The following is a 20,669-nucleotide window of genomic DNA, read 5'->3' as shown; positions in this document are numbered from 1 at the left end:
CGGCCGTTCCGGCGGTCGCCGCAGGAGCGAAACATGACTTGACAGTCATGTCAGCTTCGGGAATAGTCTGTCCCGTGGCGAAGTCATCTGTCAACAGTTCCCCCGCCTCGGTCGACACTCTGACCCCGCGGGGACGCAAGACGCGTGACGCTCTGCTGGACGCGGCCCGCCGCGTCTTCGAGACCGTGGGATTCCTGGATGCGCGGGTAGAACTGATCGCGCAGGAGGCCGGGGTCTCCTACGGCACCTTCTACCGGTACTTCGAATCGAAGGACGATGTCTTCGGGGAACTGAGCAACCGGCTCTTCGAGGATATGCACCGGCGCGAGCCCGCGGCGGCCGATCTCTCCCCCGCCGAGCGGCTGATCGCCTCGAACCGGTCCTACTACCAGGCCTATCGTCGCAACGCGCCGTTGATGGCGATCATCGAACAGGTCGCGACCTTCAACGAGGAGTTCCGCCGGCTCCGGCACGAGCACCGCCGCCAGCTGATCGACCGCACGGCCCGTGCCATCGCCCGCTGGCAGTCCGAAGGACTGGCCCCCACCGGCCTCGACCCCGAACTGGCCGCCCGCGCCATGTCCGCCATGGTGGATCACACCCTGTACCTGTGGCTGATCCAGGGCGAGGACGCCGACGAGGAGGCGCTGCTCGCGACCCTCGATCACATGTGCGTCAGCGCACTCCAGCTCGACCGAGCGCCCTGACCGGCGCAGACGCGTCGTACCGCACGAACCCGGCCTCCTGGTGGGATCTCCCCGTCCGACCCGACACCTCGTTCGCTACGACAGCTCCCACCCCCTGCCGTTTCGAGGAGGCAAGTATCAACTCTTCCCCACGGCTGAAGCCAGGGGATTTCCAGCTCGGACCGCACCACTGACCGCCCCGGAGGGAGGCCCGCAATGTCTTATGTCGTCAGCACTGGCACGGTCGAGTTCTACCGTGGCCGCCAGAATGACAGCGGCGGCGTTCCGGTCGCGGTCTGCGGTGTGCCCACAGTCTTCGCAACTGAAAATCCTTACCTGCAAGGCAAGCCGCTGCTTGGCTCTCGCTCCGCAGCCTGCGCAGGTCATGGTCGTGTACGCGGGCGGAACCTTCACCACCTTCCGCCCCGCCCGCGTGGCACGTTCGATCAGCTCTCGTTTCGCGGCACCGATCGCAGCGTCGGCTGCTTTCCGTGCCATCGTGGAACGGGCGAGGAACTTCGGCTCGAAGTCCTCGACTGCGATGGTCTGATGGCCGGCAACCACACGCCGCGCCCACTGCCGGGCCTCATGCGTGTTCTGCCGAGCGGCTTTCTTGTGCAGCCGTGCGGCCTGGAGTTTCGCCCGCTGGTAGCCCTTCGACGGGGCCTGTCCACGTGGACGCCGCCGCCGGGCCATCTTCCGCTGCGCTGTAGCCAGCTCAGCCGCACACCGACGTCGGTGCCCGAGGTAGGGCAGATCATAGGCGGGATCGGTGGTGGTCGCGGTCGTGCTCACACCCCAGTCGATACCGATCACCCCGACCACTTCCGGCAGCGGTTCACTCTCGCGGCGCACCACGAACGAGCAATACCAATATCCGAGACTGTCCCGATACACCCGCACCGAACTCGGTGCCGACGGCAACTCACGAGACCACACCACCGGGATCGAGACCCTACCCGCCAGACACAACCGCCCCTCTTTGATCGAGAAACCCCGGGTGGTGTATTCCAGCGACGGCAACGCCTTCTTCCGGGTCTTGACCACCGGCCTACCACGGCCTTTCACCCGGAACGAGTGAGCGAGCGCCTGCGCATAGGTGCGCAACATTTGCTGCTGAACCACCTGCGAACCCGACCGCAACCAGGCATTACGGCCGCGTGCTTCAGTGAGCATTTTCGACAACCGAGAGAAGGTCGGTTTACTCCCGGCGCGCTGTTGGTGCACCGCTTCGTTCCACAGGAACCGGCAGCGATGCCACTCATCGATGAGCGTCCGCTCCGCGACCACGCCGGGACGCAGCCGATAGGTATAGCGAACAACTTCCCCCATGACCGGCAAAATACAGCATGGACGTATCCCATTCGAGTGCCAACGTCATCGGCGTCGAACACCACCATCGTCCCCCGCAACAACCACCACGTCGTGTCGTACCCGAAATACCAGCGACCCGTCATCGGCGGACGCATTGAACAACACCCCGAGCAGCACATTCGCGAAGTCTGCGACGAACGAGATCACACGTCATCAAGCCGGAAACCATGCCGACCACATGCACCCACTCGTCCCATACGAGCCGCAGTTCGGGATCCACCGCCTGGTCAAACAGATCAAGGGCCGCTCTTCCCGCACCCTGCGAGCCGAGTCCCCCACCCTCGAGTCTCGCTTACCCACCCGGTGGACCAACTCGTACTTCGTCGCCACTGCCGGCGGCGCGACCTCGGAGGTAGTGAAACGCTATGTCGAAAACCAGAAGAACGCTCAACTCCGAATCCTCCCCACGGCTGAAGCCAGGGGTTTCCTCGGAGCTCTTTCGATGACAACGGATTCGCGACCCGGCGCGGACGCGCCGCCGCGCGGCCCGCTCGAGGGCTATCGCGTCCTGGAACTGGGCACGCTCATCGCGGGGCCCTACTGCGGCCGGCTACTCGGTGACCTCGGCGCGGACGTCATCAAGATCGAAGCGCCGGACCGGCCCGACCCGCTACGCGAATGGGGTCAGGCCGAAGGCGGCCACCAGTACTTCTGGACGGTCCACGCCCGCAACAAGCGGTGCGTCGGTATCGATCTACGGACCGACGCCGGCCGCGAGATCTTCCTCGAACTGGCCCGCACCGCCGATGTGGTGGTGGAGAGTTTCCGGCCGGGAACCTTGGAGCGCTGGGGAATCGGCTACGACGTGCTGACCGCGGTCTCCCCCGGGCTCGTACTCGCCCGGGTCTCGGGCTACGGCCAGACCGGGCCCTATTCCTCCAGGCCGGGCTACGCCTCGGTCGCCGAGGGCGTCAGCGGTCTCCGGTACCTCAACGGCTTCCCTGGCCAGGCCCCACCCCGCATCGCCCTGTCGCTGGGCGACAGCCTCGCCGGGATGTTCGCCTTCCAGGGCGTCCTGGCCGCCCTGCTGGTGCGCGAACGCACCGGCCGCGGGCAGATCGTCGACGCGGCGCTCACCGAGGCATCCCTCGCGATCCAGGAATCCACGGTGCCCGATTACCACAAGACCGGGCATATCCGGCAGCCGTCGGGCACCCGGCTGGACCGGATCGCGCCCTCGAATCTGTACCGCGCCAAAGACGGTCTGTGGGTCATCATCGCGGCCAACCAGGACACCGTGTTCGGGCGGCTGACGGCGGCCATGGGCCGCCCCGAACTCGCGACCGACCCCCGCTATATCGACCACACCGCGCGCGGCCGCAACCAGGACGAACTCGACGAGATCATCGCGGCATGGGCGGTGGAGTTCACCGCGGCCGAACTCATCGATCTGCTGGCCGCGGCCGGTGTCGTGGCCGGACCGGTCAACACGGTCGCCGAGGTGATGGCCGACCCACAGTTCCGCGCCCGCGATCTGTTCGTCGATCACCGCGATCCCTCGGACGAGCCCGCCGACCCCGGATACGACCCGGTACCGGTGAAGGGTGTCGGCGTGGTACCCAAATTGAGCGAGACACCGGGCGGTGTCCGCTGGGGTGGACCCGGTCGCCCGGGTACCCACACCGATGAGGTCCTCGGCGAAATCCTCGGCTACGCCGCGGACCGGCTCGGCGAACTGCGCGCACAAAGAACCATCGCATGACTGCCCCGGCACAGGTCGATATCCGCGAGGTCGGGCCGCGCGACGGACTGCAGATCGAAGCGCCCATCACCACCGAGGCAAAACTCGAACTGATCGCGGCGCTGGCGGCCACGGGTGTCGGCCGGATCGAGGTCACCTCGTTCGTGGCCCCACGCGCCATACCGGCGCTCGCCGACGCCGAACTGGTCGCCGCTCGGCTGCACCGCTGGCCGGATGTGGCGTTCTCGGCTCTGGTCGCCGGACTCGGCGGGGTCCGGCGGGCGCTCGCCGCGGGCGTGACCCGGCTCGAGTACGTGGTCTCGGCTTCCGACGGGCACAGTGTCGCCAATGTCGGCCGGACCAGCGAAGAGTCGATCGCACTGATCGGCCCGATCGCCGAGATGGTCCACGGCGCGGGTGGCGAGCTCGAGGTGATCATCGCGATCGCCTTCGACTGCCCCTTCGACGGACCCACCCCGCCGCACCGGGTCGCCGAGATCGCGGCGCGCGCCCGGGCAGCCGGCGCCGACAGTCTTTCCGTAGCCGACACCGTCGGCACGGCCACCCCGCGCCGGACCGCCGAGGTCGTCGACCTCGTCCACGCCGCGGTCCCCGGTGTGGAGATCGGGCTGCATCTGCACAACACCAGGGGGCAGGGACTGGCCAACGCGTGGTCGGGTTATCTGCACGGCATTCGCCGATTCGACGCCGCGGCGGGTGGTTTCGGCGGCTGCCCCTTCGCGCCGGGCGCCAGCGGCAATATCGCGACCGAGGAACTGGTCTACCTGTTCGAGGACAGCGGTATCGCCACCGGCATCGACCTGCCCGCGACCCTCGCCGCCGCGGCCCTGGCCGCCGATCTGCTCGGCCGGGCCGCCGACAGCAATCTGCTCCGCGCCGGTGGGCGCCTGCACCCCTCGACCGCGCCCGGACGCTGAACACCGCCGGAGGCCATGCCACCGGTCATGCCGAAAGAAGAGGACACCCGATGATCGACCTGGCCGATCGTTTCTTCGCCGCCGTCAGCGCGGGCGATGAAGCGACCCTGACCGAGCTGTACGCTCCCGACGCCCGGATCTGGCACAACGACAAGGGCACCGAGGAAACCGTCACCGAGAATCTGCGGGTCCTGCGCTGGCTTTCGCGCACGCTCGTGGACATGCGTTACGAGGACATCCGCAGGTACCCACTGCCCGCCGGCTTCGCCCAGCAGCACGTCCTGCGCGGCGAACTCCCCGGACACGGTCTGCTCGAGGTGGCCGCATGCCTGTTCGTCGAGGTCCGCGACGGACGCATCGCCCGCATCGACGAATACGTCGACTCGGCGGCGACCCGGCCGCTGCGCGAGTTCACCACCGGCCGGAAGGGATGACGACGATGGACACCCGGCTGACCGAACTCACCGCGCGGATGCGCGGGTTCATCGACGACGAGGTCATCCCCCGGGAACCGGTACTCGCCCGCGACGACGACAGCGCCGGGCAGGCGCTCGCCGGGCTGCGCGCGCGGGCCGAGGAACTCGGTATCTGGGCACTCGGCCACCCCGCCGAGGTGGGCGGGGGCGGTCTGCCGTTCCTCGATTTCGTCTACCTCAACGAGATCATCGGGCGCTCCGAGTTCGGGCAGCTGGCAGTCGGTTCGGTCACGATGCAGGACACGATCATGCTGCATCTGCACGGCACCGCGGAACAGCGCCGGCGCTGGGTCCCGGGACTGGTGTCCGGGGACATCCTGCCGTCGGTCGGGCTCACCGAACCCGAGGTCGCGGGCTCGGACCCGACATTGATCGAGACCCGCGCCGTAGCCGACGGCGACAGCTGGGTGATCAACGGGCACAAATGGTTCACCACCGGAGCGGAACAGGCGGCATTCTGCACCGTGTTCGCCCGCACCGAACCCGACAGCGAGCCCCGGCACGCTCGGATCAGCGCGATCATCGTGCCGATCGATACCCCGGGTTTCGAGATCGTCCGCTCGATCCCGACAATGGGACACGACCCCAGTGATCACTACGAGGTCCGCCTCACCGACGTCCGCGTCCCCTTGGACAGCCTGCTCGGCGAACGCGGGAAGGGCTTCGCGGTGGCCCAGGACCGGCTCGGTGCCGGCCGGATCTTCCACGGTATGCGCTGGCTCGGCCAAGCCCAGCGTGCCTATGAACTGATGTGCGCCCGTGCCAACACCCGCTTCGCGCACGGGTCGCTGCTCGCCGAGAAGGGCGAGATCCACCGCTATATCGCCGAATCCGCCGCCCAGATCCACGCCGCACGACTCATGACCCTCGATGCCGCGCGCGCGATGGACGCCGGAGAGGATTACCGCGTCCGTGTCGGCCTGGTGAAGTTCTGGGGCGCACGCATGTTGCACGATGTCATCGATCGCGCCATCCAGGTCCACGGCGCGCTCGGCCTCACCGCCGATACTCCGCTGGAGCGGATGTACCGGCAGGCACGGTACGCGCGCGTATACGACGGCCCCGACGAGGTGCACCGGATGTCCACCGCGCGGCGCCTGTTGCGCGACCCCGGGGCCGCACCGTGGCTGTGACGACGCCCGCGGCGACGCTCGCCCAGGGAGTACGTGCCGTCCTGGCCGCCGCCACCGGCACCGAGCTCGCCGGTGCCGAGGTGCGCCGGCTCACCGGCGGCGCCAGCCGCGAGATCTACGCGGTGCGCGCCACCGATCACACCGGCCGCGAGACCACCGCGGTGCTGCGCCGGGACCCGCCCGGCCGCGGTGAGATCGACCGGATGCGTGCCGAAGTGGCGTGTCTGCGCGCCGCGGCCACGGCCGGAGTGCCGGTTCCCGAGGTACTCGCCTCCGGGGACACCGCGCCCGGAATCGATGCCCCGTACCTGCTGATGAATACCGTCCCCGGCGAGTCGATCCCGCGCAAGCTGCAGCGTGATCCCGGCTTCGCCGCCGTCCGTGCGCAGCTCGCCGAGGATTTCGGCTACGTCCTGGGGCTGATCCATCGCACACCGGTGACGACGCTCACCGACCTCGACGACCGCGACCCCCTCGACGCCATCGAGCACACCTATCGGGACCTGGCCGACCCCCGGCCCGCGGTGGAAATCGGCCTGCGCTGGCTCCGGGACAACCGGCCACCCGATCGGGCGGCCGGCCTGGTGCACGGCGATTTCCGGCTGGGTAACCTGCTGATCGACACCGACGGCATCCGTGGCGTACTCGACTGGGAGCTCGCCCATCTCGGCAACCCGATCGAGGACCTGGGCTGGCTCTGCGTTCGCGCCTGGCGTTTCGGCGCGACGGCACCGGTGGGCGGGCTCGGCACCAGAGATCAGCTCTTGGACGGCTATCAGCGCGCCACCGGCGACCGGCCGGCGGCGGCCGAACTGCACTGGTGGGAAGTCTTCGGCACACTGAAATGGCTGGTGTTGAGCCGATTCCAGGCCGAACGCCATCTCGGGGGCGCCGAACATTCGCTCGAACTGGCCGCTATCGGGCGCCGGGTCTGCGAATCCGAGTACGACCTGCTCGACGTTCTCGGCCTGCTCGAAGTCGTTCCCGGCGACAGCGCACCGCCGCCCCCGGTGCCGACGGTCCACGATCGCCCGGATCTCACCGAGATCCTGGATCTCGTGGCGGAGACACTCACCGGGGAGATCGGTCCGGCCCTGCCGGAGGACGCCGGCGCGCAACGCTATCTGTTGCGTATCTGTGCGTCCCTGCTGCAGATCGGCGGCCGGGAACTGCGAGCCGGTGCCGGGCCCACGGGCCGGGTGCACGATCTGCTGTGCGCCCTGGATTGTCCGTCCGAGGCGGCCCTGGCCGAACGGCTGCGTGCGGGCGCTCTCGCCGGCGCGGACCCGCGGGTCCGCGCCGCGGTGAACGCCGCAGTCGAGGCGAGGCTGCGGGTGTCGAACCCACGCCGGCTCGGCTGACCCACCCGGCGCGCGCTGCCGGACGAGCCCCGCCCCGGGGACCGTCCGGCAGCGCGCGCCGGATCGGACCCCGCGCACCTCACGACGAAGGACCCGGTTGCGGCTGTACAGCCGCAACCGGGTCCTTCGTCTTTCTGCGCACCGGATCACCCCTGCTGCGGGGCCGGCCGGGTGGTCTGCCCACCCGGCCGGCCCCGTTCCCTCATCTCGCAGGTGAGAACCGCTCGCGCAGCTCTCGTTTGAGGATCTTCCCGGTCACATTCTTCGGAAGCGCGTCCACGAACTCGACGCGCCGCGGCACCTGGAACCCGGCGAGGTGCTCCCGGCAGCCGGCGATGATCTCGGCGGCCGATACGGTCACTCCGGCCCGCGGCACCACGACCGCGCAGACCACCTCGCCCCAGGTCTCATCGGGTACGCCGACGGCGGCGGCCTCGGCGACCGCGGAATGCCGGTACAGGGCCTGCTCCACGGTGAGCGAGGCGACGTTCTCGCCGCCGCTGATGATGAGATCCTTCTTCCGGTCGACGATGTAGACGAAACCTTCGTCGTCCTGCCGGACCAGATCCCCGGTGCGGAACCATCCGTCGGTGAACGCGGTCTCCGTCGCCTGCGGATCGTTCCAGTAACCCACCGTCACCTGATCGGCGCGGACGACCATCTCGCCGATCTCACCGACCGCGACATCGGCGAATTCGTCGTCGACGACCCGGATATCGGCCAGGCGCATCGGTTTACCCGCCGACATCAGCAGCCCCGTGTCGCCGGCCGCCGCCCGGCGATGCGCCGCGGCATCCAGATGCAGCACATTGCCGGCGAGTTCGGTCATCCCCATGCCCTGGTAGAAGTCGCAGCCGAACCGCTGCAACCCCTCCCGCAGCACCGCGGCCGGAATCGCCGCCGACCCGTAACCGACCGCCTGCAACGTGGTCAGCGCGCTGGTCTCCAGCGCGGGGTCCCGGAGCAGGAAGCTGATCAGCGTCGGCGCCAAACCGGTCTGGGTGACCTGCCATTCGTCCACCAACCGGAGGAACGTGGCGTTGTCGTAGGTCCGGAGGAAGCCTACGGTGGCGCCCAGTAGATGGTTGACCAGCGTGACATATCCGCCGACATGGCACAGCGGGAAGCAGAACAGGAACACCGTGTCCTCGGGCAGATCCCACTGCAGTGCCGACGAGGTGACCCCGGCGAGGAGGTTGCGATGACTGAGCATCACGCCCTTCGGGGTGCCGGTCGTCCCGCTGGTGTACACCAGCCAGGCGGTATCGTCGGCCGCCGGGCGTACCGGCGGCTCCACCGCCTCCGCCCCGCCCACGAATTCCTCCCATGCCGTGGCCGATTCGACGGGACCGCCGAGCGATACCACGGTGTGCACGCCGGGGATCTCCTCCCGTATCCGGGCCACCAGCTCGGCGAATTCCGCCGCGACGATCAGTACCCCGGCGCCGGAGTGCCGTAGCAGCGCCGCCACCTGATCCGGATGGGACCGGAAATTCAGGATGGTCAGCGCCATACCTGCCATCGGCACGCCGTAGTAGCAGTCGAAGTACTCCGTGCAGTTGGCGGAGAGGACGGCGACCCGGTCCCCGGGCGCGGCCACACCCAGCAGGGCGTTGGCCAGCCGCCGGCTGCGGTCGCGCAGCTCCCGGTAGCCGATCCGTTCGTCTTCGAACCGCAACGCGATACGGTCCGGATGTTTACGTGCGCCGTATTCGACGATGTCACCGACCAGCACGGGTCCTGCTTCCTTTCCACTGCGGCAGCGCGATCGTGTCCATGCCGGTCCTCATCTGATCGCCAGCGGATTGATCGGCGAGCCGATGCCGCGGGTGAACTGCAGGGGCGGGCCCGCGTAGAAGAAGTCGTAGCGGCCGTCGGCGGCACACGCCTCGGACAGATCCTCGAAGTCGAGCATCTCGGCGAGGGTCAGGCCCATATCCCGGATGAGCACCATATGGAGTTCGAACGCGGAGCCCGGATTCTCGCCGGGCATCACCTCGACGGCCCAGTTGTCCGAGCCGACCACTGCCACATCGCGCTCCCGCAGCCAGGTCGCGCAGTTCAGGCTCAGTCCCGGCTCTCCCGCCATGAACCCGGCGGCATCGCCGTCGGAGAGGAACTTCTTGCGCCAGCCCGTCCGGATCAGCAGGATATCGCCCGCGCCGACCGTGACACCTTGGTCCGCGGCGACCTCGTCGAGTTCCTCGGGGCCGATCGCGGTACCGGCCTCGAGCCAGTCCACGCCGCGGGCCTTGGCGATATCGAGCAGGACACCGCGCCCGGCGATACCACCCGCCTGGGTGTGGATACCGCATTTGCCGGCGCCCTTGACCGAGACGCCGTCTCCGGGGAAGCCGTTGTAGAGCTGGTCGTCGTAGTGCACGTGGGCGAGCGAATCGTATTGCGAGCCTGCCTGCAGCGGCATGAAGACGTAATCGTCGGCCCATTTGAATCCGCCGGGCAGTACCTGCTCCTGACCGTTCTCGGACATGAGCCGGATGGGGTTGATGCGCAGGCCGCCGGGCTGCGGACCGTCACCATCGAGGGGAATCCCCAGAGGGAAGACCTCACCGGTCCGGATCAGGCCGGCCGCGGCGGCAACCCGCTCCGGCGTGATGAGATTCGTGGTCCCGCGCTCGTCGTCGCTCCCCCAGCGACCCCAGTTGCTCACTTCTCGCCCGAGCGCGCGCATATCGGGAACTGCAGGCACCGATGCCTCCTGACTCACTGATAATGACGTGACAGTCATGTCAACTTCCGTGGCAAGTGTGATCGCTGACACGCCACCTGTCAAGAGTCGACTGTCCGCCCAGTTCAGCGCCGGACATCACCGGCTTCCGGCGGTATGCCCGCCTCCCCATTCGCCCCTACGCAGAACGCCCGTCGGGGGGCGATGCGGTCACCTCCCGGCGGGCGTGCAGATATACGTCACCGCAGCCGGATCGAGTCCGGCGAGGCCCCGCCCACGGGCGCGGAGCGCCTACGCGGGCCGGACCCGGGCGAGATCGCGAGCGGCCGGCCTACCAGCCTCCGATGTGCACGATCCGGTCCAGATCCGTGCGCGCGGCCGGCTTGAAATCGGTCCCCTTGGTATAGGCGACCGGGAGGAGCGCCCCCTGGGAGACCGTGTCGTACGGAATTCCCAGGATGTCGGCGGCCTCGCGCTCATAGCTCAGATGCAGGGTGGTCCAGGCCGTACCGAGCCCGCGGGAACGCGCGGCCAGGCAGAAGCTCCACACCGCCGGGAACAGCGATGACCAATGGGAGGCGCTCTGCGCACCCGAGGCCCCGTCCACCCGCCCCTCGATGCACGGCACGAGCAGGGTCGGCACCTCACCCATCTTCTCCGCCAGGTACGTCGCCGAACTCGCGATACGCTGCCGGGCGGCGTCCTCCGACGAGCCGGAATCGGCCTGGTTCCCGGGGAAGTACTTCGACGCCGCGTAGCGTTCGAAGGATTTCCGGTACAGCTCCCCCAGCCCGCGCTTGCGTTCGGCATCGGTGACCACGACCCAGTGCCAGCCCTGCCGGTTCGAACCGCTCGGCGCCTGGACCGCCAGTTCGATACACTCTCGCACGACCTCGAGCGGGACCTCGCGCTCGAGGTCGAGGCGCTTGCGTACCGCCCGGGTAGTGGACAGCAGTTCGTCGGTCGACAGGTCCAGCTCTATCGGCACAATTACCCTTTCGATCGGACCGGATACAGCATCCGGCTCGGGATATTCGGTTCCACCTCGAGGCTAATCGAGTCGACTCCCCCGGGAGCCGCGCCCGACCCGCAGTTCCGTGTCCGATTTGCGATAGTTGATTACTGCAAGCAACTGATCTATTTTTAGTTAGCGTAGTGAACTAATCATTGTTTGGAGCCACCGTGCCAGTCTCAGCGGATACCACACAGAACCTCCTCGGTGAGATGTTCCTCATCGGCCGGGCCCTCCGGAGCACGCTGGCCCAGTCCGACGCGGGCCGGCTCCTCCCCGGTGGGCTCGGCGTCCTATCCACCCTCGAGACGGCGGGCCCCTGCCGGCAGGTGGGCCTCGCGGCCGACCTCCGCATCACCCCGTCGGCAATGAGCCGGCACATCACCGAACTGGCCGCCGCCGGATACATCAGCCGCGAGGCCGATCCCAGCGACGGCCGCGCCAGCCTGGTCCGGCTGACCCCGGACGGCCAGGATCTGCTGCACCGCGTCCGGGCGTTGCACACCCGGCACCTCCAGGAAACCCTCGGCGATTGGACCGAGGACGACGTGGAACAGGCCTATCAGGTGATGCGCCGCCTCCGCAATTCCCTCAACTCCCGGGACCGCTGTGGCACGGCGGACGAGAACCCGCAGGTTTCGAAAGAGAGAGCCGATGTCTGACACCGAGGCGCCAGCCTCTCGCGATCCGCTCGCCATGAGCCATCGCGAAATCCTCGAAGCGATGACCGGTCTGCTGGCGGCGCTGTTCACCGCGCTGCTCAGCACGACCATCGTCGCCAACGCCCTGCCGACCATCATCGGTGATCTACAGGCGTCACAGACCGCCTACGCCTGGGTCATCACCACCGCTCTGCTCACCAACGCGGCCTCGACGCCGATCTGGGGCAAGCTGGCCGACCTGTTCAACAAGAAGACGCTGGTGCAGCTGGGCATCATCATCTTCGTGGTCGGCTCGGTGATCGCCGGTTTCGCCCACAATGTCGGACTACTCCTGGCCGCCCGCGCATTGCAGGGCGTCGGCATGGGTGGGCTGACCGCGCTGGTCGTCGCGATCATCGGCAGCATCATTCCGCCGCGCGAACGCGGGCGGTACTCCGGCTACATGGGTGCGGTCATGGCGGTCTCCATGACCGGCGGACCGATCCTGGGCGGCGTCATCGTGGACAGCCCACTCGGCTGGCGCTGGTGCTTCTTCATCTGCATCCCCCTCGCCGTGATCGCCCTGCTGCTCCTGCAGCGCACGCTGCGGCTGCCGACGACCCGTAAAGAGGGCGTCAAGATCGACTGGCTCGGCGCCACCCTGCTCACCGCGGGCGTCTCGGTCCTGCTGATCTGGGTCTCGTTCGCCGGTAAGGCCGGGTACTACGAGTGGTGGTCCACCGAATCGGCGCTCTACGTCGGTGGCGGCGTCCTGCTGCTGGCGCTGACGGTGTTCGTCGAATCGCGGGTGAAGGATCCGGTCATCCCGCTGAAGATCGTCACCGAACGCACCACCGCGCTGGCCATCCTCGCTTCGGTCGCCGTGGGCGTCGGTATGTTCGGCGCCACCACGTTCCTCGGTCAGTACCTGCAGACCGCCCGCGGCTACTCCCCCACCGCAGCGGGTCTGCTGTCGTCGCCGATGGTGGCCGGGATGCTCGTCGCCTCGGTGATCTCCGGTCAGCTCATCACCCGGTTCGGCAAGTGGAAGAGCTTCGTCGTCACCGGCGCGGCCCTGCTGGTAGTCGGATTCGCCCTGCTCTCCACCGTCGACCATGCCACCAACATCTGGCTGATCGGCTGCTTCATCACCGTGACCGGCGCGGGTGTCGGCATGATGATGCAGAACCTGGTGCTGGCGGTTCAGAACACCGTGAGCGTGCAGAACATCGGCGCCGCGTCCAGCAGCGTCGCCTTCTTCCGCACCTTCGGTGGTGCCATCGGCGTCTCGGTCCTGGGTTCGGTCCTGGCGACCCGGGTGAGCGAACTGTCCACCGCCCGTTTCGCCGAACTCGGCATCCACACCACGTCGTCGGGCAGCGGCAATCTGGACCTGAAGGCGCTGCCCGCCCCGATCGCCGAGATCGTGCGCTTCTCCTACGGTGACGCCACCGGCCGGATCTTCCTGATCGCCGCGGTGACCTGTGTGGTGGCGCTCATCGCCGCGGCGCTGCTGCCGAACCGCCCGCTGCGGCGCACGATCGATATCGAGCCGACGGCCGATCCCGCGGCCGCCACCGATATGGAGCCCAAGGCCGAGGTGCCCGATGATCTGGCCGATCTCGAACGCACCCCCGCGATGGCCGAGCCGGTGGGTCGCCACCACGCCCCGGTGACCGAGGACGCCGACGATCCGCGAACCGAACCGGCGCCCGTACCTGTCGGCGCGCTCACCGCGCAGGCGCCGGCCGGACAGAACGGTCACGGCGTGTACAGCCCGGCCGTCACCGCACAGACCTCGCTGCCGACGGCCCGGTACTCCGGGGCCGGCGAGGAGAGCGGTTCGTTCCACGGGCACATCACCCGCGAGGATGGACGCCCGGTCCCCGGTGCGGCACTCACCCTGATCGACCAGCGCGGACACCAGGTCGCGCGGGCGAGCGGGGCGGGCGACGGCGGCTACACCGTCAACGCCCCCGGGCCGGGTAGTTATGTGCTGATCGTCTCGGCGCCGGGTCACCGGCCCACCGCGGTCAATGTCGCGCATGCCGCGCAGCCACAGCGCATGGACCTGACCCTCTCCGGGCTCGGCGAGTTGTCGGGCACCGTCCGCTCGACCCGCGGCGATGCGCCGCTGGCCGGCGCGACGGTCACGGTGACCGACCAGTACGGCGAGGTCGTCGCATCGGCCGCGTCCGGCGAGGACGGCGCCTACCTCTGCCACGGCGTGGTTCCCGGCACCTACACACTGGTGGCGGTCGCCGAGCACATGCGCCCGAGCGCGACCGCGCTGACCGTGCCCGACAGCGGCCGGCTGCGGCACGATATCGAACTCGCGCCGATGGCCGTGCTGACCGGATCGGCCCGAGCCGACGGTGGCCGGCCGGTGACCGATATCCAGATCACCGTCCTCGACGCCACCGGCGATGTGGCCGCCACCGCGCACACCGACGAGCAGGGCCGCTACATCGTGCCCGATCTCCCCGAGGGCCGGTACACGGTCGTGGCCCGCGGCTATCCGCCGGTCACCGGGCAGATCGATATTTCCGGCGAAGAGGTCGGCTACGACGTCGAACTCGGGTACGGAACCGACGGGCAGGAGTAACCCGCCGCGCAACTCCGAAGGGCTTGTCGCCCCCTCTCCGACAAGCCCTTCGGCCACGACTTGTATTCCGGCCTTGGCGTTTCAGCGAGTTGTAGCGGGCGATTCCCGGCCTGCCCCAGCGCATTCTCACCGTGAGCACCGAAAACCGGTGCGGGACGGGCTGATCAGCCGCCCGGTCTACACGTCCGCGCCACCTCGGGTCGAGCACTCCCTGTCGCCGCGGGGTGAAGGCCTCGCGGTGGTGGCGAACGCCCTGGCCGACCGGGCACGCGCGAACCACTCGGATATCGTGCGCGGCCGGGAAGAATTCGACGCCGGGCGTTCCTCAACGATTCCGCGGTCACCGCGATCTCGGCGCGACCCGTCGCGGCATACCGGTGACCCACTCGTGACGTCGGTCCCGGAAAATTTGATGATTCCTTGTCTGGTGTCGGCCTTGCCCGCAGCGAAAACTGATGATGCTGCGCGAAAGATGATGTCCCTGGTTTCACCCCGACCGAAGGATATGCAATGTCTACCAGAATGACCAAGATTTTCGCCGCAACTGCGATCGCCCTGTCTCTCGGCGCCCTCGGCGCCCCGGCAGCCTCGGCCGCCACCCCGTCGGCCACCCCGATCACCGGTTCTGCCATCATCCTGTGTATCCCCCTCGGAAGCGCCACAGTCTGTATCTGAGCTTCGCACTTCCGGAGCTCATGTGCCGACCGGCCGGTACTCGCACCGTCGGGCATATCCGATGCAGTCCGGCATGTCTGGGTGAATCACCCGGTATCGATCACGAACCACCCGGAAGAGCGCACGTTGCTCGTCGAGGAGCGTGCGCCGGGATGAGCAGGTCGCCGCCCCGGGCGACCTGCTCATCCGTTTCACCGGGCTGTCTCGCCCACCGTTGCGCCGGGGCGAAGGCTTTCGGATAATTCCGGCCCATCGACCGGCGACGAGCCCGGACGGCCACGCGAGATCTCAGAACATCATCATCATGATCATCATCATCATGAAGGTCATGAAGAAGTTGTTGGACATATCGAACCTGCTTCCGTCGAACCGAACCGCCCGGACACGACGCCGGACGCAGCAGCGGCAACTATGCCGTTGTTGAACGGTACGATATTCAACGGCTTCAATTTCCGGCCGATGACTTCCCGTTGCCGGGAACACGAAACCGGCTGCGCCGCATCGGTTCCGTTGTCGACCGCGGCAGCGGAAGTCAGTGCGGCGAGGGACTTGTCAGGTGTGCGTCGAAAAAGGCGAAAACACGTCGCCAGGCGTCCTCGGTGGCCTCCTCGTCGTAACCGAGACCCGCGACCCGCAGTACGGGCTCGTGGGCAGCCGGTTGGCGAACGCGTGGGTGACCCCGGAATAGGTCTTGACGTCGTGGGGGACGCCGTAATCGTCGAGTACCCGTTCCAGCCGGCGCGCCCGGCCGATATTGATCGGATCCAACCGGCCGTAGCTGGCGACGATCGGGCAGCTGCCCCGCAACATCTCCGCGTAGTTGCCGCGGCTGGTCGGATAGAAGGGAGCGGCGGCGTCGAAACCGCGAGGCGCGGTGAGCAAGGCGAAACCACCACCCATACAGAAACCGGCCACCGCGACCCGGCCGGTGCACGAGGAATCGTCGCGTATCCGCCGCAGCGCGGCGACGATATCGCGCACCGCCCTACCCTCACCGGTGAACAGCAGATCGCGGAATACGCCGGGCACACAACGCGGCCCGCGGGAAAACAGATCCGGCGCGATCACCAGATAGCCGTGATCGGCCAGCATGCGGACATTGCGACGCAGGTCGGCGGTCAGGCCCACCGCGTCGTGCAGCAGCACCACCGCGGGCCACGGTCCCGGGCCCTCGGGTGTCTCCCACACGGCCTCGATATCGCCGTCGGGCGCGGGCACCTCGATCATCGTCATCGGCGGTCACCTTCTGTTCGATCCGGAACTCTCGCGGACAACAGCGACAGCGAGTCCAGTGTCGCATCGCCGCGCCGCCTGCTCGCGCACCTCGTCTACGCGGCGGGGCCGGCTGCCGCCCTGGAGCGACAGCCGGCCCGTACCCGGCGCCCGGACACGCACGGGGAGGATCAATCGTGTTCGGCCGCACCGATGATCTCACCGGTGTTCGCGTCCACCGTCACCTCGTACTCGACGCCCGCCGAGGTCACGACCTCCACTTCCCACACCGGTCCGCGGTGCTCGGTCTCGAACTCGGCCGCGACCGCCCTGCTGTCCGGCACCGCGGCCACGGCGGCGTCCATGGCCTGGATGCGATCTATTCCGGGATCGGCGACGAGAGACCACTCCGCGATCGGGCGATCGAGGGCCACGGTGCCGTGCGGTGGGGTGTGTCCGAGGGCAACAGTGGCGACGCCGACGGCGGCACCGGCGACCACGGCCACGACCGCGGCACCGATCAGAATCCAGCGCAGACCGGCGACCGCCTGACGAATAACGCTTGCCATGGTGAAACCTCCTGAGTGGGTGTACGTCCCGAATACGCTCATCACTGTGGCAAGCCGATACTGAAGGTGACCTGAAGTCACCTGAAGAACATTTCAGGAAGCGTCTGACACTCTGGGTGGATGCGTCTGCTGATCGTGGAGGATGAGAAACGGCTCGCCCTCGCACTGGCGAAAGGGTTGTCGGCCGAGGGTTTCGCGGTCGACGTCGTGCACGACGGGGCCGAGGGGCTGCACCGCGCCACCACCACCGAGTACGACCTGATCATCCTGGACATCATGCTGCCCGGTATGAACGGCTACCGGGTGTGCGCGACCCTGCGCGCCGCGGGTCACGAAACACCGGTGCTGATGCTCACCGCCAAGGACGGCGAGTACGACGAGGCCGAGGGCCTGGACACCGGTGCCGACGACTACCTCAGCAAACCGTTCTCCTATGTGGTGCTCGTAGCCCGGATCCGGGCCCTGCTGCGCCGCCGCACCCGCGGCGGTGTGCGCCTCCTGCGCGTCGGCGATCTGGTGGTCGACCCCGCCACCCACGGCTGCCGGCGTGGAGACCGCGAGATCGTCCTGACCGCCAAAGAATTCGCGGTATTGGAACACCTGGCCGTGCGCGCCGGAGAGGTCGTGTCCAAAGCCGATATCCTGCACCATGTCTGGGATTTCGCCTACGATGGCGACCCGAATATCGTCGAGGTCTACATCAGCACCTTGCGCCGCAAAATCGATACGCCCTTCGGCTGCCGGACCATCCTGACGGTGCGTGGTGCGGGATACCGGATGGCGGCCGAGCGTGGGTGAGCGGGCGCGCCGCCGCGGCGCCTGGTGGAATTCGGTCCGGGCGCGGACCACGGCCGCGGCCACCGTGGTGGTCGCGATAGCCCTGACCGCCACCGGGCTCATCCTGCTCGCGGCCCTGCGCGGCAACCTGGTCGAGAGCGCGGATCTGCAGGCCGCGAACACCGCGCGCGATATCGCCGGGCAGCTGGAGGCGGGAACGCCACTCACACAACTTCGGCTACCGGAGCCCGACGACGAACCGGTGCAGATCGTTTCGGCGGACGGGCGGGTACTTGCCGCCGACGAAGAACTGCGGGGCCGGGGTCCGATGGCCGACTTCGGGGCGGATACAGCGGCGGACGCAGAATCCGGAGACGATGAGGACGAGGATTCCGCGGACGACGAATCCGACGAGGACGACGAGGACGATTCCGAGGCAGCGGACGAGGACGACTCGCCCGGATCCGGGGATACCGCGTCCGGCTTGGGCACCGGCAGCACGGCCGGCTCCGGCGAGACGAAAAGTACGCGGGCCGTCGGTGCTTCCGCGGCCATTGAACCGGTGTTCGGGCAGACCGAAGTGGCCGTCGGTGATTCCGGGCCCGCGAGCTATCGCGTCGCCGCGCTCGATAGCACCGCCCCCGATGGGCAACCGGTCACCGTCTACGCGGGCGCGTCGCTGGATACTGCCGACAGCGCGGTCGCCGACCTGCGGCGGGCGATGCTGATCGGGCTGCCGGTGCTGCTCTCCGTGGTCGCCGCGGTGACCTGGCTGGTCACCCGGTGGGCGTTGCGGCCGGTGGAGTCCATCCGGTCCGAACTCGCCGAGATCATGCACGGCGACCTGTCGCGCCGGGTTCCCGAACCCGCCGCCCGCGACGAGATCGCCCGATTGGCGGTCACCACCAATGACACGCTCGCGGCGCTGGAGCAGTCCGCGGAACGTCAGCGCCGGTTCATCGCCGATGCCGCGCACGAACTGCGCAGTCCGATCGCCAGTCTGCGCACCCAGCTCGAAGTCGCGCAGGCGCATCCGGGGCTGCTCGAACTCGACGGCGTGCTCGGCGACACCGTGCGGCTGGAACACCTCGCGGCCGATCTGCTGCTGCTGGCCCGGCTCGACGCGGGCGAACAGCCCCGGGCCGACCGGATCGAGCTCACGGCGCTGGTCCGGGAGGAACTGGCCCACCGGGTCGGCGATCGTCTACCGGTCGGCGCGGGTCTCGGCGTGGACGAGCTCGCCGTCACCGGTAGCCGGACCCAACTGGCCCGTGTCCTGGGCAATCTCGTGGACAACGCGCAACGGCATGCCGCGACGACGGTGCGGGTGACGCTGGAGCGTCGGAATGACCGGGCCGTGCTCGCGGTGGCCGACGACGGACCGGGGGTGCCCGAGGCCGATCGGGAGCGGATATTCCAACGTTTCGTGCGCCTCGACGACGCCCGCAGCCGAGACGAAGGAGGTGCGGGCCTGGGCCTGGCGATCGTGCGCGATGTGGTCGGACGGCACGAGGGGACCATCCGGGTCGAGCCCGCGGACTCCGGTGGCGCGCGATTCGTGGTGGAACTCCCGGTAGCCCGCTGAGGGCCCGGGTGCCCGCAGCGGCGGGCACAGGCCGCCGGGTGCGTGGCCGGCGGTTCCCGGTGTCACGTGCGCACTAGCATCGGCGACCATGGCGCAGCAGGCAGTGCATCCGGCCGAACCGGATTTCCCGATACTGGTGATCGGGGCCGGGCAGTCCGGTCTGTCGGCCGGATACCACCTGCGGCGGCACGGGCTGGTGCCGGGGCGGGATTTCCTCATTGTCGACCATGCGCCCGGCCCCGGCGGCGCCTGGCAGTTCCGGTGGGCGTCGCTGACCCTCAGCACCGTGAACCGGATACACGACCTGCCCGGTATGTCCTTCGCCGAGAACGCCGGTCCGGGTGCCGCCGGGGCCGAGGTTCCGGCGGCGACCGCGGTCCCGCGCTACTACCAGCGCTACGAGGAGCATTTCGAGCTCCGGGTACGCAGGCCGGTGAGTGTGCGGGTGGTGTGCGATCGATCGGGAGACGACGGCCTCCTGCACGTCGAGACCGACCGGGCGGGCACGCTTCGGGTGCGCGGCCTCATCAACGGCACCGGGACCTGGGAGCACCCTTTCGTACCGCACTATCGCGGCGCGGAGACCTTCGCCGGGCGGCAGCTGCACACCCGCGATTACCGCGATCCTGCGGAGTTCGCGGGACAGCACGTGGTGGTCGTCGGTGGCGGGATCTCCGCGGTCCAGTTGCTCGACGAGATCTCCCGGGTCACCGGCACCACCTGGGTGACGCGTTCGGAACCCGCCTTCCGGGAGGCGCCGTTCGACGTGGACGCCGGCCGCCGGGCGGTGGCGATCGTGGAGGATCGGGTGCGCCGGGGGCTTCCGCCCGGCTCGGTGGTCTCGGTGACCGGTCTCCCGCTGGACGACCGGCTTCGCGCCGCCCGGGACCGCGGCGTCCTGCGGCGGCTGCCGATGTTCGACCATATCGAGCCCGAGGGCGTGCGCTGGGCCGACGGTAGCTTCCAGGCCGCGCAGGTCATTCTGTGGGCCACGGGTTTTCGCAGCGCGCTGGACCATCTGGCCCCACTGCGACTCCGTGGCCCGGGCGGCGGAATCACCATGAACGGCGTGCTCGCCACCCGGGTCGCGGTGGATCCGCGAATCCACCTGATCGGATACGGGCCGTCGGCCAGCACGATCGGCGCGAACCGGGCCGGACGGGCCGCCGCGGCCGAACTCACCGGCTATCTGGGCCTCGAACGGGGCGCTCTCCGCGAGTAAGGGACTTCCACCACAACGCCACGACCGGTCCCT

The 20,669-nt window shown here is 68.6% G+C and carries 18 protein-coding genes and 3 pseudogenes; 15 read left to right on the top strand and 6 right to left on the bottom strand.

Translation table 11 applies throughout. The features are described 5' to 3' along the window. Positions 1-74 precede the first annotated feature (74 nt). Complete coding sequence (locus tag IG75_RS0103965; protein ID WP_030519761.1) at positions 75-707, top strand: TetR/AcrR family transcriptional regulator; 633 nt, start codon at positions 75-77, stop codon at positions 705-707. Positions 708-824: 117 nt separating this feature from the next. Here the strand turns inward: IG75_RS0103965 and IG75_RS38055 are convergent, their stop codons facing one another. After that, entirely contained in the window at positions 825-2,018 is a 1,194-nt protein-coding gene (locus tag IG75_RS38055; RefSeq protein ID WP_081876614.1) for an RNA-guided endonuclease InsQ/TnpB family protein, read from the bottom strand. A gap of 36 nt (positions 2,019-2,054) precedes the next feature. Between IG75_RS38055 and tnpA the strand changes: the two are divergent. From tnpA to IG75_RS0103930, 6 genes and pseudogenes are all read left to right on the top strand, one after another. Beyond that, a pseudogene (tnpA, locus tag IG75_RS38915) lies at positions 2,055-2,448 on the top strand (IS200/IS605 family transposase); the annotation flags it as partial. A gap of 54 nt (positions 2,449-2,502) precedes the next feature. Further along, positions 2,503-3,762 carry a CaiB/BaiF CoA transferase family protein gene (locus IG75_RS0103950; protein WP_030519759.1) on the top strand — a complete coding sequence of 420 codons (1,260 nt, stop codon included), beginning with the start codon at positions 2,503-2,505 and terminating at the stop codon, positions 3,760-3,762. Beyond that, positions 3,759-4,679 carry a hydroxymethylglutaryl-CoA lyase gene (locus tag IG75_RS0103945; RefSeq protein WP_030519758.1) on the top strand — a complete coding sequence of 307 codons (921 nt, stop codon included), beginning with the start codon at positions 3,759-3,761 and terminating at the stop codon, positions 4,677-4,679. Before IG75_RS0103950 ends, IG75_RS0103945 begins: the two co-directional genes overlap by 4 nt. Before the next feature lie 50 nt (positions 4,680-4,729). Then, entirely contained in the window at positions 4,730-5,113 is a 384-nt protein-coding gene (locus IG75_RS0103940; protein ID WP_030519757.1) for a nuclear transport factor 2 family protein, read from the top strand. A 5-nt stretch (positions 5,114-5,118) separates the two neighbouring features. Further along, entirely contained in the window at positions 5,119-6,288 is a 1,170-nt protein-coding gene (locus tag IG75_RS0103935) for an acyl-CoA dehydrogenase family protein (RefSeq protein WP_373863720.1), read from the top strand. Beyond that, positions 6,279-7,649, top strand: a complete 1,371-nt coding sequence (locus tag IG75_RS0103930; RefSeq protein ID WP_307686890.1) for a phosphotransferase family protein — start codon at positions 6,279-6,281, stop codon at positions 7,647-7,649. Before IG75_RS0103935 ends, IG75_RS0103930 begins: the two co-directional genes overlap by 10 nt. A 202-nt stretch (positions 7,650-7,851) precedes the next feature. Here the strand turns inward: IG75_RS0103930 and IG75_RS0103925 are convergent, their stop codons facing one another. From IG75_RS0103925 to IG75_RS0103915, 3 genes are all read right to left on the bottom strand, one after another. Further along, positions 7,852-9,384 carry a long-chain-fatty-acid--CoA ligase gene (locus IG75_RS0103925; RefSeq protein WP_030519754.1) on the bottom strand — a complete coding sequence of 511 codons (1,533 nt, stop codon included), beginning with the start codon at positions 9,382-9,384 and terminating at the stop codon, positions 7,852-7,854. 51 nt (positions 9,385-9,435) lie between these two features. Beyond that, entirely contained in the window at positions 9,436-10,341 is a 906-nt protein-coding gene (locus IG75_RS0103920) for a cyclase family protein (protein WP_030519753.1), read from the bottom strand. A gap of 328 nt (positions 10,342-10,669) precedes the next feature. Next, entirely contained in the window at positions 10,670-11,320 is a 651-nt protein-coding gene (locus tag IG75_RS0103915) for a nitroreductase family protein (RefSeq protein WP_030519752.1), read from the bottom strand. Between the two features lie 200 nt (positions 11,321-11,520). Here IG75_RS0103915 and IG75_RS0103910 point away from each other — a divergent pair, with 200 nt between their 5' ends. The 5 genes and pseudogenes from IG75_RS0103910 (at position 11,521) to IG75_RS39675 (ending at position 15,271) form a co-directional block, all read left to right on the top strand. Then, positions 11,521-12,012 (top strand): MarR family winged helix-turn-helix transcriptional regulator, encoded by a 492-nt coding sequence (locus IG75_RS0103910; RefSeq protein WP_156058617.1) that lies wholly within the window; start codon positions 11,521-11,523, stop codon positions 12,010-12,012. Further along, positions 12,005-13,541 (top strand): annotated as a pseudogene (locus tag IG75_RS40100) (MFS transporter); the annotation flags it as partial. The gene IG75_RS0103910 and the pseudogene IG75_RS40100, both read left to right, overlap by 8 nt. 32 nt (positions 13,542-13,573) lie before the next feature. Then, on the top strand, positions 13,574-14,596 hold the full coding sequence (locus tag IG75_RS40095; protein ID WP_345703656.1) for an MSCRAMM family protein: 1,023 nt from the start codon (positions 13,574-13,576) through the stop codon (positions 14,594-14,596). A gap of 148 nt (positions 14,597-14,744) precedes the next feature. Then, positions 14,745-15,122: a winged helix-turn-helix transcriptional regulator gene (locus IG75_RS40855; protein ID WP_162183773.1), complete on the top strand. Its 378-nt coding sequence runs from the start codon at positions 14,745-14,747 to the stop codon at positions 15,120-15,122. Then, on the top strand, positions 15,107-15,271 hold the full coding sequence (locus tag IG75_RS39675) for a hypothetical protein (protein WP_168165607.1): 165 nt from the start codon (positions 15,107-15,109) through the stop codon (positions 15,269-15,271). The genes IG75_RS40855 and IG75_RS39675 overlap by 16 nt, the downstream gene beginning before the upstream one ends. A gap of 532 nt (positions 15,272-15,803) precedes the next feature. Here the strand turns inward: IG75_RS39675 and IG75_RS36010 are convergent. After that, positions 15,804-16,504 (bottom strand): annotated as a pseudogene (locus IG75_RS36010) (dienelactone hydrolase family protein). Positions 16,505-16,674: 170 nt separating this feature from the next. Beyond that, positions 16,675-17,052 carry a PepSY domain-containing protein gene (locus tag IG75_RS0103885; protein ID WP_063045227.1) on the bottom strand — a complete coding sequence of 126 codons (378 nt, stop codon included), beginning with the start codon at positions 17,050-17,052 and terminating at the stop codon, positions 16,675-16,677. 120 nt (positions 17,053-17,172) lie between these two features. Between IG75_RS0103885 and IG75_RS0103880 the strand changes: the two genes are divergently transcribed. From IG75_RS0103880 to IG75_RS0103870, 3 genes are all read left to right on the top strand, one after another. After that, positions 17,173-17,850: a response regulator gene (locus tag IG75_RS0103880; RefSeq protein WP_030519747.1), complete on the top strand. Its 678-nt coding sequence runs from the start codon at positions 17,173-17,175 to the stop codon at positions 17,848-17,850. Next, positions 17,816-19,414 carry a sensor histidine kinase gene (locus tag IG75_RS0103875; RefSeq protein ID WP_245713096.1) on the top strand — a complete coding sequence of 533 codons (1,599 nt, stop codon included), beginning with the start codon at positions 17,816-17,818 and terminating at the stop codon, positions 19,412-19,414. Before IG75_RS0103880 ends, IG75_RS0103875 begins: the two co-directional genes overlap by 35 nt. Before the next feature lie 88 nt (positions 19,415-19,502). Beyond that, positions 19,503-20,636 (top strand): NAD(P)-binding domain-containing protein, encoded by a 1,134-nt coding sequence (locus IG75_RS0103870; protein WP_030519745.1) that lies wholly within the window; start codon positions 19,503-19,505, stop codon positions 20,634-20,636. The last annotated feature ends 33 nt before the right edge of the window (positions 20,637-20,669 follow it).

Source organism: Nocardia rhamnosiphila NBRC 108938 (assembly GCF_000720425.1).
In the GTDB taxonomy this organism is placed as follows: Bacteria; Actinomycetota; Actinomycetes; order Mycobacteriales; family Mycobacteriaceae; genus Nocardia; species Nocardia rhamnosiphila.
This window is presented reverse-complemented; position numbering and strand designations above follow the sequence as displayed.

Coding starts and splice junctions, on each gene's coding strand:
- IG75_RS38055 (WP_081876614.1), bottom strand. CDS start 2,018: ATGGGGGAAGTTGTTCGCTATACCTATCGGCTGCGTCCCGGCGTGGTC.
- IG75_RS0103950 (WP_030519759.1), top strand. CDS start 2,503: ATGACAACGGATTCGCGACCCGGCGCGGACGCGCCGCCGCGCGGCCCG.
- IG75_RS0103945 (WP_030519758.1), top strand. CDS start 3,759: ATGACTGCCCCGGCACAGGTCGATATCCGCGAGGTCGGGCCGCGCGAC.
- IG75_RS0103940 (WP_030519757.1), top strand. CDS start 4,730: ATGATCGACCTGGCCGATCGTTTCTTCGCCGCCGTCAGCGCGGGCGAT.
- IG75_RS0103935 (WP_373863720.1), top strand. CDS start 5,119: ATGGACACCCGGCTGACCGAACTCACCGCGCGGATGCGCGGGTTCATC.
- IG75_RS0103920 (WP_030519753.1), bottom strand. CDS start 10,341: ATGCGCGCGCTCGGGCGAGAAGTGAGCAACTGGGGTCGCTGGGGGAGC.
- IG75_RS40095 (WP_345703656.1), top strand. CDS start 13,574: ATGGAGCCCAAGGCCGAGGTGCCCGATGATCTGGCCGATCTCGAACGC.
- IG75_RS39675 (WP_168165607.1), top strand. CDS start 15,107: ATGTCTACCAGAATGACCAAGATTTTCGCCGCAACTGCGATCGCCCTG.
- IG75_RS0103885 (WP_063045227.1), bottom strand. CDS start 17,052: ATGGCAAGCGTTATTCGTCAGGCGGTCGCCGGTCTGCGCTGGATTCTG.
- IG75_RS0103880 (WP_030519747.1), top strand. CDS start 17,173: ATGCGTCTGCTGATCGTGGAGGATGAGAAACGGCTCGCCCTCGCACTG.
- IG75_RS0103870 (WP_030519745.1), top strand. CDS start 19,503: ATGGCGCAGCAGGCAGTGCATCCGGCCGAACCGGATTTCCCGATACTG.